This window comes from Streptomyces sp. 4F14, from assembly GCF_048159485.1.
Classification (GTDB): Bacteria; Actinomycetota; Actinomycetes; order Streptomycetales; family Streptomycetaceae; genus Streptomyces.
The window spans coordinates 248562-262663 of record NZ_JBLRVY010000010.1; the positions used below are offsets into that span (position 1 = coordinate 248562).

16 protein-coding genes and 1 pseudogene are annotated in these 14102 nt (G+C 72.1%); 12 read left to right on the plus strand and 5 right to left on the minus strand.

All coding sequences use genetic code 11. From position 1 onward, the window contains the following. The first annotated feature begins 58 nt into the window (after window positions 1-58). Entirely contained in the window at window positions 59-1576 is a 1518-nt protein-coding gene (locus ACLZOT_RS19820; protein WP_416970292.1) for a 3-hydroxyacyl-CoA dehydrogenase, read from the plus strand. After that, window positions 1573-2172: a TetR/AcrR family transcriptional regulator gene (locus tag ACLZOT_RS19825; protein WP_416970293.1), complete on the plus strand. Its 600-nt coding sequence runs from the start codon at window positions 1573-1575 to the stop codon at window positions 2170-2172. Before ACLZOT_RS19820 ends, ACLZOT_RS19825 begins: the two co-directional genes overlap by 4 nt. Here the strand turns inward: ACLZOT_RS19825 and ACLZOT_RS19830 are convergent. Both ACLZOT_RS19830 and ACLZOT_RS19835 read right to left on the minus strand, forming a co-directional pair. Next, window positions 2162-2572, minus strand: coding sequence for a PIN domain nuclease (locus ACLZOT_RS19830; RefSeq protein WP_416970294.1), 411 nt, complete (start codon window positions 2570-2572; stop codon window positions 2162-2164). The genes ACLZOT_RS19825 and ACLZOT_RS19830 overlap by 11 nt on opposite strands. Next, the gene (locus tag ACLZOT_RS19835) at window positions 2569-2796 is read right to left on the minus strand and encodes a type II toxin-antitoxin system VapB family antitoxin (protein ID WP_416970295.1); all 228 of its coding nucleotides are present in this window, start codon (window positions 2794-2796) and stop codon (window positions 2569-2571) included. The genes ACLZOT_RS19830 and ACLZOT_RS19835 overlap by 4 nt, the downstream gene beginning before the upstream one ends. Window positions 2797-2891: 95 nt before the next feature. On the opposite strand from ACLZOT_RS19835, the gene ACLZOT_RS19840 reads away from it, so the two are divergent. Continuing rightward, window positions 2892-3239 carry a hypothetical protein gene (locus ACLZOT_RS19840; protein WP_416970296.1) on the plus strand — a complete coding sequence of 116 codons (348 nt, stop codon included), beginning with the start codon at window positions 2892-2894 and terminating at the stop codon, window positions 3237-3239. A gap of 51 nt (window positions 3240-3290) precedes the next feature. Next, window positions 3291-3833, plus strand: coding sequence for an NUDIX domain-containing protein (locus tag ACLZOT_RS19845; protein ID WP_416970297.1), 543 nt, complete (start codon window positions 3291-3293; stop codon window positions 3831-3833). Between the two features lie 327 nt (window positions 3834-4160). On the opposite strand, the gene ACLZOT_RS19850 is transcribed toward ACLZOT_RS19845, so the two are convergent. Continuing rightward, a complete protein-coding gene (locus ACLZOT_RS19850) occupies window positions 4161-4514 on the minus strand; it encodes a hypothetical protein (protein ID WP_416970298.1) in 354 nt (117 codons plus the stop codon). Between the two features lie 330 nt (window positions 4515-4844). Here ACLZOT_RS19850 and ACLZOT_RS19855 point away from each other — a divergent pair, with 330 nt between their 5' ends. Together ACLZOT_RS19855 and ACLZOT_RS19860 are read left to right on the plus strand one after the other, a co-directional pair. Further along, on the plus strand, window positions 4845-5177 hold the full coding sequence (locus ACLZOT_RS19855; RefSeq protein WP_416970299.1) for an SH3 domain-containing protein: 333 nt from the start codon (window positions 4845-4847) through the stop codon (window positions 5175-5177). After that, on the plus strand, window positions 5138-5530 hold the full coding sequence (locus ACLZOT_RS19860; protein WP_416970300.1) for a hypothetical protein: 393 nt from the start codon (window positions 5138-5140) through the stop codon (window positions 5528-5530). Before ACLZOT_RS19855 ends, ACLZOT_RS19860 begins: the two co-directional genes overlap by 40 nt. Window positions 5531-5559: 29 nt before the next feature. Here the strand turns inward: ACLZOT_RS19860 and ACLZOT_RS19865 are convergent, their stop codons facing one another. Then, on the minus strand, window positions 5560-6060 hold the full coding sequence (locus tag ACLZOT_RS19865) for an Lrp/AsnC family transcriptional regulator (RefSeq protein ID WP_416970301.1): 501 nt from the start codon (window positions 6058-6060) through the stop codon (window positions 5560-5562). A 175-nt stretch (window positions 6061-6235) separates the two neighbouring features. Here ACLZOT_RS19865 and pdhA point away from each other — a divergent pair, with 175 nt between their 5' ends. The 5 genes from pdhA (at window position 6236) to ACLZOT_RS19890 (ending at window position 12109) form a co-directional block, all read left to right on the plus strand. Continuing rightward, window positions 6236-7351 (plus strand): pyruvate dehydrogenase (acetyl-transferring) E1 component subunit alpha, encoded by a 1116-nt coding sequence (gene pdhA, locus ACLZOT_RS19870; protein WP_416970302.1) that lies wholly within the window; start codon window positions 6236-6238, stop codon window positions 7349-7351. Beyond that, a complete protein-coding gene (locus tag ACLZOT_RS19875) occupies window positions 7348-8352 on the plus strand; it encodes an alpha-ketoacid dehydrogenase subunit beta (RefSeq protein ID WP_416970303.1) in 1005 nt (334 codons plus the stop codon). The genes pdhA and ACLZOT_RS19875 overlap by 4 nt, the downstream gene beginning before the upstream one ends. Further along, window positions 8352-9692: a dihydrolipoamide acetyltransferase family protein gene (locus tag ACLZOT_RS19880; RefSeq protein ID WP_416970304.1), complete on the plus strand. Its 1341-nt coding sequence runs from the start codon at window positions 8352-8354 to the stop codon at window positions 9690-9692. Before ACLZOT_RS19875 ends, ACLZOT_RS19880 begins: the two co-directional genes overlap by 1 nt. A gap of 63 nt (window positions 9693-9755) precedes the next feature. Further along, entirely contained in the window at window positions 9756-10661 is a 906-nt protein-coding gene (locus tag ACLZOT_RS19885; RefSeq protein WP_416970305.1) for a DUF6457 domain-containing protein, read from the plus strand. Next, window positions 10658-12109, plus strand: coding sequence for a molybdopterin molybdotransferase MoeA (locus ACLZOT_RS19890; RefSeq protein ID WP_416970306.1), 1452 nt, complete (start codon window positions 10658-10660; stop codon window positions 12107-12109). The genes ACLZOT_RS19885 and ACLZOT_RS19890 overlap by 4 nt, the downstream gene beginning before the upstream one ends. Window positions 12110-12231: 122 nt before the next feature. Here the strand turns inward: ACLZOT_RS19890 and ACLZOT_RS19895 are convergent, their stop codons facing one another. After that, entirely contained in the window at window positions 12232-13347 is a 1116-nt protein-coding gene (locus ACLZOT_RS19895) for a potassium channel family protein (RefSeq protein WP_416970405.1), read from the minus strand. Between the two features lie 71 nt (window positions 13348-13418). Between ACLZOT_RS19895 and ACLZOT_RS19900 the strand changes: the two are divergent. After that, window positions 13419-14099, plus strand: a pseudogene (locus ACLZOT_RS19900) (potassium channel family protein); the annotation flags it as partial. Window positions 14100-14102: the final 3 nt, after the last annotated feature.

The following is a 14102-nucleotide window of genomic DNA, read 5'->3' on the forward strand; positions in this document are numbered from 1 at the left end:
GTCGGGACAAGGGGGCCTGCCGCATCTGTGGAAAACCCCGTGCGGGAGGATCGCGCACATGACAGCTATCGACCTCAGCAGCCCCGTCGCCGTCGTCGGCGCCGGAACCATGGGCCAGGGCATCGCCCAGGTCGCTCTGGTCGCCGGACACCCCGTACGGCTGCACGACTCGCTGCCGGGCCGCGCGCGCGAGGCCGTCGACGCGATCGGCGCCCGCCTCGACCGGCTGGTCGAGAAGGACCGCCTCACCGCGGCCGACCGGGACGCCGCACGCGCGCGCCTGACGGCCGTCGAGAGCCTCGCCGGGCTCGCGGACTGCGCGCTGGTCGTCGAAGCCGTCCTGGAGCGGCTGGACGTCAAGCAGGACCTCCTGCGCGCGCTGGAGGACGTCGTCGGCGACGACTGCCTGCTCGCCACCAACACCTCGTCCCTGTCGGTCACCGCGATCGGCGGCGCCCTGCGCAGCCCCGGCCGCTTCGTCGGCCTGCACTTCTTCAACCCCGCGCCGCTGCTGCCGCTCGTCGAGGTCGTCTCCGGGTTCGCCACCGACGTGTCGTCGGCCACGCGCGCGTACGAAACCGCCCGCGCGTGGGGCAAGAGCCCCGTCGCCTGCGCGGACACGCCGGGGTTCATCGTCAACCGCATCGCGCGGCCCTTCTACGGCGAGGCGTTCGCCGTGTACGAGGCGCAGGGCGCGGACCCGGCGACCATCGACGCCGTCCTGCGCGAGTGCGGCGGTTTCCGGATGGGCGCCTTCGAACTCACCGACCTCATCGGGCAGGACGTCAACGAGTCGGTGACGCACTCCGTGTGGAAGGCGTTCTTCCAGGACGTCCGGTTCGCGCCCTCCCTCGCGCAGCGGCGCCTCGTCGAGTCCGGCCGTCTCGGCCGCAAGACCGGGCACGGCTGGTACGACTACGCCGACGGCGCCGAGCGGTCCGAGCCGCACACCGCCGAACCCGCCCAGGCGCCCGCCTACGTCGTCGCCGAAGGCGACCTGGGCCCCGCGGCCGACCTCCTCCCGCTGATCCGCGAGGCGGGCGTACAGGTCCGTGAGGAGGACGAGGACCACGGCACCCGGCTCGTCCTGCCCGGCGGCGGTCAACTCGCCCTCGCCGACGGGCAGACCTCCGTCGAGTTCCGCGACGTCGTCTACTTTGACCTCGCCCTCGACTACCGCAAGGCCACCCGTATCGCCCTGTCCGCCTCCCAGGACACCTCCCCGCAGACCCTCTCCGAGGCGATCGGCCTCTTCCAGGCGCTCGGCAAGGACGTCAGCGTCCTCGGCGACGTCCCCGGCATGATCGTCGCCCGTACGGTCGCGCGGATCGTCGACCTCGCGCACGACGCGGTCGCCAAGGGCGTCGCCACCGAGGAGGACATCGACACGGCGATGCGGCTCGGCGTCAACTACCCGCTGGGGCCCTTCGAATGGAGCCGCCGCCTCGGGCGCAACTGGGCGTACGCGCTCCTCGACGACCTGCACCTGCGCGATCCCTCCGGGCGGTACGCGCCCTCCCTCGCGCTCTACCGGCACGCGTACGCCACCGACAAGCGGGAGGGCAGCACCTCATGACCACCGCCAAGCGCGACACGTACACGCCCGAATCGCTGCTGTCCGTCGCCGTCCAGGTCTTCAACGAGCGCGGGTACGACGGGACGTCCATGGAGCACCTCTCCAAGGCCGCCGGGATCTCCAAGTCGTCGATCTACCACCACGTCGCCGGGAAGGAGGAGCTCCTCCGTCGTGCCGTCTCGCGCGCGCTGGACGGGCTCTTCGCGATCCTCGACGAGGACCCCGCGCGCGCGGGACGCGCGATCGACCGGCTTGAGCATGTCGTCCGCCGCATGGTCGACGTTCTGATCACCGAGCTTCCGTATGTGACGCTTCTTCTCCGTGTTCGCGGTAACACGGACACCGAGCGGTGGGCCCTGGAACGCCGCCGCGAATTCGACCACCGGGTGGCCGAGTTGCTCGCGTCGGCCGCCCTCGAAGGCGACGTCCGCCCCGACATCGACGTACGCCTCGCCACCCGCCTCGCCTTCGGCATGATCAACTCCATCGCGGAGTGGTACCGGCCGGACGGGCGGGGGGTGGGGGAGCGGGAAGTCGCGGACGCTGTGGCCCGGTTGGTGTTCGGGGGGTTGCGCGGGGGCGGGACTACCTCTTGAGATCGATCATGCGCACCGGCTGTCCCGTCGTCCGGGCGATCGTCTCGAAGTCTCGGTCGTAGTGGAGCAGGGTGAGACCCGCTTCTTCCGCGACAGCGGCGATCAGCAGGTCCACGGGGCCCGCGCTGCGGTGCTCGCCTTTGGCTGTGAGCTGTTCCTGGACCACCCGGGCTCGCCGAAAGACGCTGTCCGGCACCGGGGACCAGGTGAACTGGTTCAGCCGGTCCCCGATGATTTCGCGGTCGGCCGAAGAGCGGGCCGAGTACTGGACCTCCAGTTCCGTGATGTCGCACAGAGCCACCAGCCCGGCACCGATGCGGCGTTCCCAGTCCTCGGTCGTCTGGCGAAGCAGTACCCGCGCGAGCGCGGAGGTGTCGATGAGGTAGTCGGCGACGCTCAACGAGCGGCTCCGCCACGGTAATTGCGCTTGTCGAGGAGGATCTCGACGTCGAGCGCTCCTTCCGCGGCCAGGTCCTGGAGTTCGTGCAGGGCGCGCAGGCGGCGGTTGCGCGCCACGATCTCACGCAGCGCGGTGTTGATCGTGTCGCGCTTGGTCGTGGTCCCCAGTTCTTTGGCGGCTGCTTCCAGTGCCTCGTCGTCGAGGTCGATGACAGTGCGGCTCACGAGCATCCCCTTCATGTATACGGCATTGTATATCAATATACACTCCTCGCTATACATTCCCGGAGGGCTGGTCGTCGAACACCCCTGTCCTCTCCGTGCTGGTAGACGCTGCCGTACGGATCGCCGTCCATGTGCGGCGGCACGACGGGTTGGCGGGACTGTTCGGGCTGGACGCGATCTTCAACGAGATCAACTGCCGCAACGAGGGCACCACCGAGGTCTCCGGCGTCAACCATCTGCTGCGTGGCCTGCTCTTGTTTCTCGCCGCTCACCTGACCGTCCTCCTCGGGCAGCGCCCCGGCCGGCTCCCCGACACCGACACCGACAACCAGGAGACCCTGGCCGTCGCCGCCCGCCCGCAGCGAGGGCCGTTCTACCTGAAGCCCCGTCATCGCAGCGCCGCCCCGGTACGTCTGACGGGTCCGCGCACCCGGGGTGGGTGAACCTGAGCAAAGCCCGCCCCGGGCACCGGCGCCGCCGCGATACTGGCAGCCATGACACCCACGCCCGGCCGGCCCCCGACGCCGTTCTCCCGGATCAAGGTCCGCACCGGCGCCCTCGTCTTCTGCGGCACCGATGTCGCCCTCATCCGCCGCGACCGGCCCGGTTCCGTCCACTACACCCCGCCCGGCGGGAACGTCGAGGACGGCGAGGACTTCCGCGCAGCCCTCGCCCGGGAACTCGACGAGGAACTCGCCCTGGACATCGGCCAGGCAGAGGGCGGCGACCTCCTCTGGGTCGTCGACCAGCGCGTCACCCGCCCCGGACCGACCCCGCCGCCCCGCAAACTCCACCTGATCTACCGCCTCCACATCACCCCCGAGACCCGCGCAGCCCTCGCCGAGCAGGAACTCGACGAACAGCCCGACGGCACCCACGAGGTCGGCGTCATCGAATGGGTCGACTACCGCAAGACCGCCGACCTCCCGATCTTCCCGCCCATCGGCCCCGCCCTCGCAGCCCTCCCCGACCCCCGCGCCTCCGTCGGCGACGCCGCGCTCGACGCGGTCACCGACGACAACTACCGCTGGGTGTGAATCGGAGGGGTCGGGGAACAACGGACCGGGAACCGGCGCAAAGGTGCCTTGCCGCAGATCGTGTGGTCGGCGCCGACGTGTACGGGAATTCCGCGTAGGCGGCCGGGCGGTCGGTGGCGTCATGCTTCTCGCCGACAACCCGCCCGGCACACCGGTGCACCGGCTCACCTACGCGTGATCAACCCCCAGCCTCCGTAAGGCAGTCGGGCCACACGTACACGTCGTCTCTGCGGGCGCACGGGATCGGTACGAGAGTCCGGCGCCCGCAGTCGCACCAGTCCCCCTCCGCCTGCGCGGGCGGTTCGTCCGCGAGCAGCGTTTCCCGGTTCACGCGCTCGTCCTGAACGACGCGGCGTCGAAGGGGGCGCCGGGGTACGTGTACGGGTGGTCGACGCCCAGCGTCGCGAGTTCGGCGGCGCGTCGGCGCTCCCACTGGAGCCGCAACTCCCAGGCGGCCTCCGCCTGTTGGTGCCGCTCGGCCTGGAGACGGAAGATCTCGGCGGCCTCTTCTTTGCTGATGCTGGTCCAGGGGCGGGACCAGGGGCTCGCGGGGATGACGGGCTCGGGGGCGGGTGCCTGTGCTGTCAGGCACGGCTTGCGGCGCTGGCCTCGGGCGGGGAGGAGGAGGGAGAGCAGGGTGCACAGGGACGCCGAAATGGCGCGCGCGATAGACTGGCGCACGGCGACAGGACCTTTCGGAAGTGATGTCGTCACGGCCTCACCAGCGGAGTGCTCCAACACTCCGGGCCCTGGTGGGGCCACTTTTTGTTGCGTATCACGCTAGCAGCAAGATTCGCTTTGCGATGCGAAAACCTATGAATCTCCCGTGAGTTGGGGTTTCGGCCACATCAAGGGCCCTCGTACGGAACGTTGTTGGCCGAAAGATCACTCGCGTGATTAGCTAGGGCCTGCTTTCGCGCGTGCGAATAAGTTGAGCGCGCGAGGCGCGCTGTGCGTCCCCCGAGCCGGCGCATCTTCATCCCCTCGGTCCCTGACTCAAGGAGACGTCATATGCGTATCGTTCGGCAGATCGCGGCAACCGCCGCCTCCGCGGCCGTCATCCTCGGCGGCGCCGTCCTCACCGCCCCCTCCGCCTCGGCGGCCTCCCTCCCCTCCGCCTGCAACACCATCGTCACGCTGACCAAGGAAGCGTCGACGTCGGTCAACCTCCGCAGCGGCCCCGGCACCAGCTACACGTCCCTCGGCATCCTCGCGACGGGCGTCAACTTCACCGAGTACTGCACGAAGGACTACGCCTGGAGCTACGGCAAGGTCACGAGCGGCGCGAACAAGGGCAAGCTGGGGTGGGTCAAGTACTCCCTCCTGAACCCGATCGAGAGCTGATCCGTTCACGCCGGCCGGGCTTCTCTCGCCTCAGGGCGGGGGAGTCCGGCCGCTCCCTCGCGGACGACGACCGAGGCTGCCTCCGGCTCGTCCTCGCCGTTCCCCTCGCCGCGCTCACCCTCGTCGCCGCGTACTTCTGCTGGACGGCCCTGACCATCACCCCGTCCGGCACCTGGGACGACGACGCGTACGCCGGGATCGTCCTGTCGTGCGTCGTGACGCTCGGGGCCGCCGGAGCTGTTGGGGCGCTGCGGCTGGTGCCGTGGGTGCGGAGGGCCGTGCCGTGGTGGTGGATTCTGCCGGTACTGCTGCCGGGCGTGGTCGCGGGCGTGCGCTGGGCCGCCGGAACCTAGGCCGACCGCTCGGCGCTTGAGGTGGTCCCTCACGCCTGCGGTTCGAGGTCCTCCTCCTCGAAGACCAGGAGCGTACGGCTGCTCAGGACCTCGGGGATGCCCTGGAGGCGGGTGAGGACCAGTTCGCGTAGGGCGCGGTTGTCCGGGGTGTGGACCAGCAGCAGGACGTCGAAGTCGCCGCCCACCAGGGCGATGTGGGAGGCGCCCGGGAGCTGGCGGAGTTGTTCGCGGACCGTGCGCCAGGAGTTCTGGACGATCTTGAGGGTGATGTAGGCGCTGGTGCCCTGTCCGGCGCGTTCGTGGTCCACGCGCGCGCCGAAGCCTCTGATCACGCCGTCTTCGACGAGACGGTTGATACGCGCGTAGGCGTTCGCGCGCGAGACGTGGACCCGTTCCGCGACGGAGCGGATCGAGGCGCGGCCGTCGGACTGGAGCATGCGCAGGATGTCGTGGTCGATGGCGTCGAGGGGGCGCGCGGGCGGAAGCGGGTTTCCGGTTTCCGGGTTTTCGGCCATTTGTTCAGGTGCCATGTCCCCCCGCCTCCCTACCATGGACGTACTGCGTCCATCACAGGCTGTGGAGAACCGTTTGTCCACAGCCTGAGGCCACCCGTAGCCAAACTGTGCCGACGACCGAACAATCGGTAGGTGAGGCGCCTCACATTCGACGCGCCTCCCGTAGCCGCTCCCACGAGGAGGTGCCGTCATGACGGTCATGGAGCAGCGAGGCGCGTACCGGCCCACGCCGCCGCCCGCCTGGCAGCCCCGGATGGACCCCGCGCCCCTGCTGCCGGACGCCGAGCCGTACCGCGTCCTCGGCACGGACAGGGCGGTGGACCCGGAGCTGCTGCTGAGGCTGCATGCCGAGCTGGTGCGGGGGCGGCGCTACAACGCGCAGGCGACGGCCCTGACGAAGCAGGGACGGCTCGCCGTGTACCCGTCCAGCACCGGCCAGGAGGCGTGCGAGGTCGCTGCCGCGCTCGCGCTGGAGGAGCGCGACTGGCTGTTCCCGAGCTACCGCGACACCCTCGCCGTCGTCGCACGCGGCGTGGACCCCGTCGAGGCGCTGACGCTCCTGCGCGGCGACTGGCACACCGGCTACGACCCGTACGCGCACCGCGTGGCCCCCCTGTGCACCCCGCTCGCCACCCAGCTCCCGCACGCGGTGGGCCTCGCGCACGCGGCCCGCCTCAAGGGCGACGACGTCGTCGCGCTCGCGCTGGTCGGCGACGGCGGCACCAGCGAGGGCGACTTCCACGAGGCCCTGAACTTCGCCGCCGTCTGGCAGGCCCCGGTCGTCTTCCTGGTCCAGAACAACGGCTTCGCGATCTCCGTGCCCCTCGCCAAGCAGACCGCGGCGCCCTCCCTGGCCCACAAGGCGGTCGGGTACGGCATGCCGGGCCGCCTGGTCGACGGGAACGACGTCCTCGCGATGCACGAGGTGCTCACCGACGCCGTACGGCACGCCCGCGCGGGTGGCGGGCCGACGCTGGTCGAGGCGGTGACGTACCGCCTCGACGCGCACACGAACGCGGACGACGCGACGCGCTACCGGGAGGACGCGGAGGTCGCCGCCTGGCGCGAGCACGACCCGATCGCCCTCGTCGAGCGCGAGCTCACCGCGCGCGGGCTGCTCGACGAGGCCCGCGCGCAGCGGGTCCGCGACGACGCCGAGATCATGGCCGCCGACCTGCGCGCGCGCATGAACCAGGACGCCGCCCTCGACCCGGACGACCTCTTCGCGCACGTGTACGCCGCCCCCACGCCCCAACTGCGGGAGCAGCAGGCCCTGCTGCACGCGGAGCTGGAGGCCGAGGCGTGAGCACCGTCGCCGTCAAACCGGCCACCTTCGCGCAGGCCCTCACGCGCGCGCTGCGCGACGCGATGGCCGCCGACCCCACCGTCCACGTCATGGGCGAGGACGTCGGCACCCTCGGCGGCGTCTTCCGCGTCACCGACGGCCTCGCGAAGGAGTTCGGCGAGGACCGCTGCACCGACACGCCCCTCGCGGAGGCCGGCATCCTCGGGACGGCCGTCGGGATGGCGATGTACGGGCTGCGGCCGGTCGTCGAGATGCAGTTCGACGCGTTCGCGTACCCGTCCTTCGAGCAGCTCGCCAGCCACGTCGCGAAGATGCGCAACCGCACGCGCGGGCGGATGCCCCTGCCGATCACCATCCGCGTGCCCTACGGCGGCGGCATCGGCGGCGTCGAGCACCACAGCGACTCCTCCGAGGCGTACTACGCGGCCACCCCGGGGCTGCACGTCGTCACCCCGGCGACCGTCGCCGACGCGTACGGGCTGCTGCGCGCCGCCATCGCCTCCGACGACCCCGTCGTCTTCCTGGAGCCGAAAAGGCTGTACTGGTCCAAGGACACCTGGAACCCTGAGGAGCCGTCGCCCGTTGAACCGATCGGACGCGCGACGGTGCGGCGCCCGGGCGGGAGCGCCACGCTGATCACGTACGGGCCCTCGCTCCCCGTCTGCCTCGAAGCGGCCGAGGCGGCGAAGGCGGAGGGCTGGGACCTGGAGGTGGTCGATCTGCGCTCGCTGGTGCCGTTCGACGACGACACGGTCTGCGCGTCCGTACGGCGCACGGGGCGGGCGGTCGTCGTCCACGAGTCCGGCTCCTTCGGAGGGCCGGGCGGCGAGATCGCGGCGCGCGTGACGGAACGCTGCTTCCACCACCTGGAGGCGCCCGTCCTGCGCGTGGGCGGCTTCGACATCCCCTACCCGCCGCCGATGCTGGAACGGCACCACCTGCCCGGTGTCGACCGGATCCTCGACGCGGTCGCGCGTCTCCAGTGGGAGGCCGAGAGCTGATGGCACAGGTGTTGGAGTTCAAGCTGCCCGACCTCGGTGAGGGCCTGACCGAGGCCCTCATCGTCACCTGGATGGTCCAGGTCGGCGACGTCGTCACCGTCGACCAGCCCGTCGTCGAGGTCGAGACGGCCAAGGCGATGGTGGAGGTCCCCTGCCCGTACGCGGGCGTCGTCACGGCCCGCTACGGCGAGGAGGGCACGGAACTCCCGGTCGGGGCACCGCTGCTGACGGTCGCGGTGGGCCCGGCGAGCACGGTGGACACGGTCGGCGCGGTGGGCTCCGCGAGCGCCCCCGCCGCCGAGGGCTCCGGCAACGTCCTGGTGGGCTACGGCACGGCGGAGCCGCCCGCGCGCAGGCGCAGGGTGCGGCCCCCGGTGCCGTCGGGAGCCACGCGCAGGACCTCCGGCGCCGCGACGCGGGTGAACGGCCTGAACGGGGACGCGGGCGACGGCCCCGTACCGGTCATCTCCCCCCTCGTCCGCCGCCTCGCCCGCCAAGGCGGCCTCGACCTGCACGAGCTGACCGGCTCCGGCCCCGAGGGGCTGATCCTGCGGGCCGACGTGGAGGACGCGTTGCGCGTCGCGGCGGTGCAGGGGCGCACGACGGTCGCGCCTGCTGATACGTACGCCGACGAGGCCCCCGTTGCCTCCAGCGGGACCCGGATCCCCCTCAAGGGGCTGCGCGGGACCGTCGCCGACAAGCTCACCCGGAGCCGGCGGGAGATCCCGGACGCGACGTGCTGGGTGGACGCCGACGCGACGGAGCTGATGCGGGCGCGGACGGCGATGAACGGGGCGGGTGCGCCCAAGGTGTCCCTCCTCGCGCTGCTCGCGCGGATCTGCACGGCCGCGCTGGCCAGGTTCCCCGAGCTGAACTCGCGCGTGGACGCGGAGGCGCGGGAGGTCGTGGTGCTCGACGCCGTGCACCTCGGGTTCGCCGCGCAGACGCCCCGGGGGCTCGTCGTACCGGTCGTCAGGGACGCGCACGCGCGCAACGCCGAGGGGCTGTCGGCGGAGTTCGCCCGGCTCACCGAGGCCGCGCGCACCGGGGGGCTGAAACCGGCCGAACTGAGCGGCGGGACCTTCACGTTGAACAACTACGGCGTGTTCGGGGTCGACGGCTCCACGCCGATCATCAACCACCCCGAGGCGGCGATGCTCGGCGTCGGGCGCATCGTCCCGAAACCGTGGGTCCACGAGGGCGAACTCGCCGCCCGGCAGGTCGTCCAGCTCTCCCTCACCTTCGACCACCGTGTCTGCGACGGGGGCACGGCGGGCGGGTTCCTGCGGTACGTGGCGGACTGCGTGGAACAGCCGGCGGTGCTGCTGCGCACGCTGTGAGGGGGCGGCCGGTCCCCGTGGCGGTGTGTTCCGCGTGATCGGCGTGGCCCGCATACTCGGGGGGTGACCTCGAACCCGTCCCCCTACGACGCGGTCGTCCTCGCGGGCGGCGGCGCGAGGCGCCTCGACGGCGCGGACAAGCCGGGCGTCCGGATCGGGGGCCGCACCCTGCTGGACCGGGTCCTCGGGGCGTGCGCGGACGCGGCGACGACGGTCGTGGTGGCCGCCCCGCGCCCCACGGCCCGCCCCGTGGTCTGGGCCCGCGAGGATCCGCCGGGCGGCGGCCCGGTCGCCGCCCTCGACGCGGGCCTGCGCCACACGACGGCCGACCGGGTCGCGGTCTTCTCAGCCGACCTGCCGTTCCTGGAGGCGGAGACGGTACGGGGGCTGGTGGCGGCGCTGGACGGTGCGGGCGGTAGTGGTGCGCGTCGACTCGACGGCGTCCTCCTCGTCGACTCCGGCGGGCGCGACCAACCGCTCGTCGCCGTCTACCGCGCGTCCGCCCTGCGGCGTGAGCTGGACGCCCTGGGGGGTCTTGTCGGGCTTCCCCTGCGCAAGCTCACCGCAGGACTCGAACTTGCCCATGTCCCGGACCCCGTCGCCGCCTTCGACTGCGACACCTGGGACGACATCGCCACCGCCAGGGCCCGGATCAGGGAGCATGATCACGTGTTGGACGAATGGATCTCCGCAGTCAAGGACGAGCTGGGCATCGACCTCGACGTCGATACGAAGGCCCTGCTGGACCTCGCCCGGGACGCCGCGCACGGCGTGGCCCGGCCGGCCGCTCCACTGACGACGTTCCTCGTCGGCTACGCGGCGGGCCGTACGGACGGCAGCGCGGAGGCCGTCGCCGAGGCCACCCGCAAGGCCACGGCGCTGGCGCTGCGCTGGGCGGAGGAGGCCGAGGGGGCCGACGGCAAGCCCACCGACGGCAAGCCCACCGACTCCGGCCCGGCCGCCGGATGACCCGCCCCGGCACGGGCCTCGGCCAGGAAGAGGACCTCGACGTCGAGGAGGTGCTCGCGCTCGTGCGGAACGCCACGGACGCCGGTGGCACTGGAAACCCCGAAGGCACGGGAGGCGCCGTCGGTGACACCGGCAATGCCGGAGGTGCGGGAAGCCCCTGTGACGCCGGAGGCACCCGGCACACCGGCAGCCCCGAGAACCCCGCCTCTCCTGCCTCCCCCACCACCCCTACAGCTTCCACCGCCACCCACAGCCACCACCCCCACTCCACCCCCGCCACCCCCTGGCCCCAAGCCCGAGCCCTCGCCGCCCGCGCGGGCCGCCTCGCAGCCGCTCGCCGCACCCCCCTCTCCACCCCCCTCGACCGAGCCCTCGGCCTCCCCTTGGCCGCCCCTCTCGCCGCCCTCACCGACCTCCCCTCCTTCGACACCTCGGCGATGGACGGCTGGGCGGTAGCGGGCCCGGGCCCCTGGGTCGTCCGGGGCGAGGGAGTGCTCGCGGGGCAGGCGGCCCCCGAACGCCTCCCCGACGGAGAAGCCGTACGGATCGCGACGGGCGCGCGGATCCCCTCGGACACGACGGCGGTGCTGCGCAGCGAGCACGGGCGGACGGACGACAAGGGCCGCCTGCACCCGACGCGGGACGTCCAGCACGGCCAGGACATCCGCCCGAGGGGCCAGGAGTGCAGGGCGGGGGACCTGCTGCTGCCCGAGGGCGCGGTCGTGACCCCGGCGGTACTGGGGCTCGCCGCGGCGGCCGGGTACGACACGCTCGCCGTCACCGCCCGACCTCGCGCCGAAGTCCTGGTCCTGGGCGACGAGTTGCTGACGGAGGGCCGCCCGCACGACGGCCTGATCCGGGACGCGCTGGGCCCGATGCTCCCGCCCTGGCTGCGGGCGCTCGGCACGGAGGTCGTGGCGGTCCGACGGCTGGGGGACGACGCGGAGGCCCTGTACGAGGCGGTCACGTCGTCCGGCGCCGACCTGATCGTGACGACCGGCGGGACGGCCGGGGGCCCCGTGGACCACGTCCACCCCGTCCTCGCCAGGATCGGCGCCGAGCTGCTGGTCGACGGCGTGCAGGTCCGGCCGGGCCACCCCATGCTGCTGGCCCGCATCAAGGAGGGCCAGCACCTCGTGGGGCTCCCCGGCAACCCCCTGGCCGCCGTCTCGGGGCTCCTCACCCTCGCGGAACCCCTCCTGCGGGCCCTGTCCGAGCGCAGGGCCGCCGAGCCGTACGCGCTGCCGTTGAAGGAGACGGTGCACGGGCACCCGTACGACACGCGGTTGATCCCCGTCGTCGTCCGGGGCGACCGGGCCGTACCGCTGCACTACAACGGACCGGCGATGCTGCGGGGGATCGCGGTGGCGGACGCGCTGGCGGTCGTACCGCCCGGTGGGGTGCGGGCGGGGGGCGAGGTGGAGGTGCTGGACCTGCCGTGGGAGTGATGTTTCACGTGAAACAGGCATTCGAGTGTTTCACGTGAAACGCTCCGAGCTCGCCCATTGGGTGTTTCACGTGAAACACCCAAACCTCGCCAACTGGGTGTTTCACGTGAAACGTGCTGCCCTCACGCCGGTTCGACGACCGTTGCCCTGCTGACCGTGACCACCCGGTCCCCCCGTTCCAGCGTCGTGAGGCCGGGGTCCGCGTAGTCCAGGAGCTTCTTGCCCCGGACGACCGCGACGATCAGGTCGGCGCAGGAGCGCGGGGGTTTGCCGATCTCCTCGGGGGCGACGGGGCGTTCGACGATGTCCAGGCCGCTGCCCAGGGTCATCAGGTCTTCGAGGGTCCCCGCGACGACCGGGCTGACCATGGCGACGCCGAGGAGGCGGCCCGCGGAACTGGAGCTGGTGATCACCGTGTCGGCGCCGCTCTGCTTCAGCAGGGGCACGTTCTCGTCCTCGCGGGCGGCGACGACGATCGTGGCGCGGCGGTTGAGCTGGCGTGCCGTGAGGGTGACCAGGGCCGTCGTGTCGTCGCGCTGGGGGCAGACGATGACCTGGGCGGCCGTATGGACCTCCGCCTTCAGGAGGGTCTCCGAGCGCGTCGCGTCGCCCAGGACCCCGACGAGGCCGTCCTCGGCGGCCGTCAGGACCCCCTTCTTCTGGACGTCCACGATGACGATCCTGTCCCGCGCGATGCCCTGGCCGACCAGGGTCTCCGCCGCGTGGCGGCCCTTCGTGCCGTAGCCGACGACCACGACGTGGTCGGCCAGGCGGGAGCGCCAGCGGTGGACGCGGACCTGCTGGCGGGTGCGCTCGGTGAGGACCTCCAGGGTGGTGCCGACCAGGATGATCAGGAAGACCACCCGCAGCGGGGTGATGACGACGATGTTGATGAAGCGGGCCGTGTCGCTGACCGGGGTGACGTCGCCGTAGCCCGTCGTCGAGAGGGTGACCGTCGCGTAGTACGCGGAGTCCAGGAGGTCCACCGCGCCGTCGGAGTTGTCGTTGTAGCCGTCGCGGTCGATGTAGACCAGGAACGTCGTCAGGGCCAGCACGAACAGGGCCAGCAGCAGGCGCCTCAGCACCTGCTGGAGCGGGGGGACGCCGCTGCGCGTCGGCATCGTGACCGCGCGGCTCGCCTCCGCGTCGTCGCGGTTGTCCGCGCGGGACCGGTACCACAGGGAGCGGAACAGGGAGAGTCTGCTCTGCTTCGTCGGCTGGCGTGGGTGGTCCTTCATCGCGTGCCCCCCTGGGGTGGTGATCCGGTCGGTGGGCACCATGGTTGTCTACGTTTCGCCGAGCACCTCGGAGGCCCTCCTTGCGTGACCACACTGTCGTCGTCGGATTCGGTACGAAGGGGCGTTCCGCGATTCGGACCGCCTGCGCGTCCGGGCTGCGCAAGGAGCAGGTCGTGGTGGTCGACCCGAGCGCCAAGGTGATCGACGCGGCCACCGCGGAGGGGTACGAGGGGGTCGTGGGGGACGCCACTCGCAGCGATGTGCTGCGGCGGGCGGAGGTCCACAAGGCGGGGAAGATCATCATCGCCACGCAGCGCGACGACACCGCCGTCCTCGTCGCCCTCACCGCGCGCCAGCTCAACCAGGGGGCGATGATCGTCGCCGCCGTCCGCGAGGAGGAGAACGCGCCGCTGCTACGGCAGTCCGGGGCCGACGAGGTCATCACCAGCGCGGGTGCCGCCGGCCGGTTGCTCGGGTTGTCCGTGCTGTCGCCCGCCGCCGGGGTGATCATGGAGGGGCTGTTGAGGCAGGGGAGCGGACTGGACATCGTCGAGCGGCCGGTGACCCGTGCGGAGACCGGGAAGACGCCCCGGGAGACCGAGGATCTCGTGGTGAGCGTCGTGCGGGGGCACCGGGTGCTGGGGTACGACGATCCGGCGGTCGGCGTGCTGGAGCTGACCGACCGGATCGTGACGATCGTGCGGGCCGGGGAGAAGCCGGGGGGAAAGAGCGCGGCGGGGTGCGAGGAGTAGCGT

Coding starts and splice junctions, on each gene's coding strand:
- ACLZOT_RS19820 (WP_416970292.1), top strand. CDS start 59: ATGACAGCTATCGACCTCAGCAGCCCCGTCGCCGTCGTCGGCGCCGGA.
- ACLZOT_RS19825 (WP_416970293.1), top strand. CDS start 1,573: ATGACCACCGCCAAGCGCGACACGTACACGCCCGAATCGCTGCTGTCC.
- ACLZOT_RS19845 (WP_416970297.1), top strand. CDS start 3,291: ATGACACCCACGCCCGGCCGGCCCCCGACGCCGTTCTCCCGGATCAAG.
- ACLZOT_RS19855 (WP_416970299.1), top strand. CDS start 4,845: ATGCGTATCGTTCGGCAGATCGCGGCAACCGCCGCCTCCGCGGCCGTC.
- ACLZOT_RS19865 (WP_416970301.1), bottom strand. CDS start 6,060: ATGGCACCTGAACAAATGGCCGAAAACCCGGAAACCGGAAACCCGCTT.
- pdhA (WP_416970302.1), top strand. CDS start 6,236: ATGACGGTCATGGAGCAGCGAGGCGCGTACCGGCCCACGCCGCCGCCC.
- ACLZOT_RS19880 (WP_416970304.1), top strand. CDS start 8,352: ATGGCACAGGTGTTGGAGTTCAAGCTGCCCGACCTCGGTGAGGGCCTG.
- ACLZOT_RS19890 (WP_416970306.1), top strand. CDS start 10,658: ATGACCCGCCCCGGCACGGGCCTCGGCCAGGAAGAGGACCTCGACGTC.
- ACLZOT_RS19895 (WP_416970405.1), bottom strand. CDS start 13,347: ATGAAGGACCACCCACGCCAGCCGACGAAGCAGAGCAGACTCTCCCTG.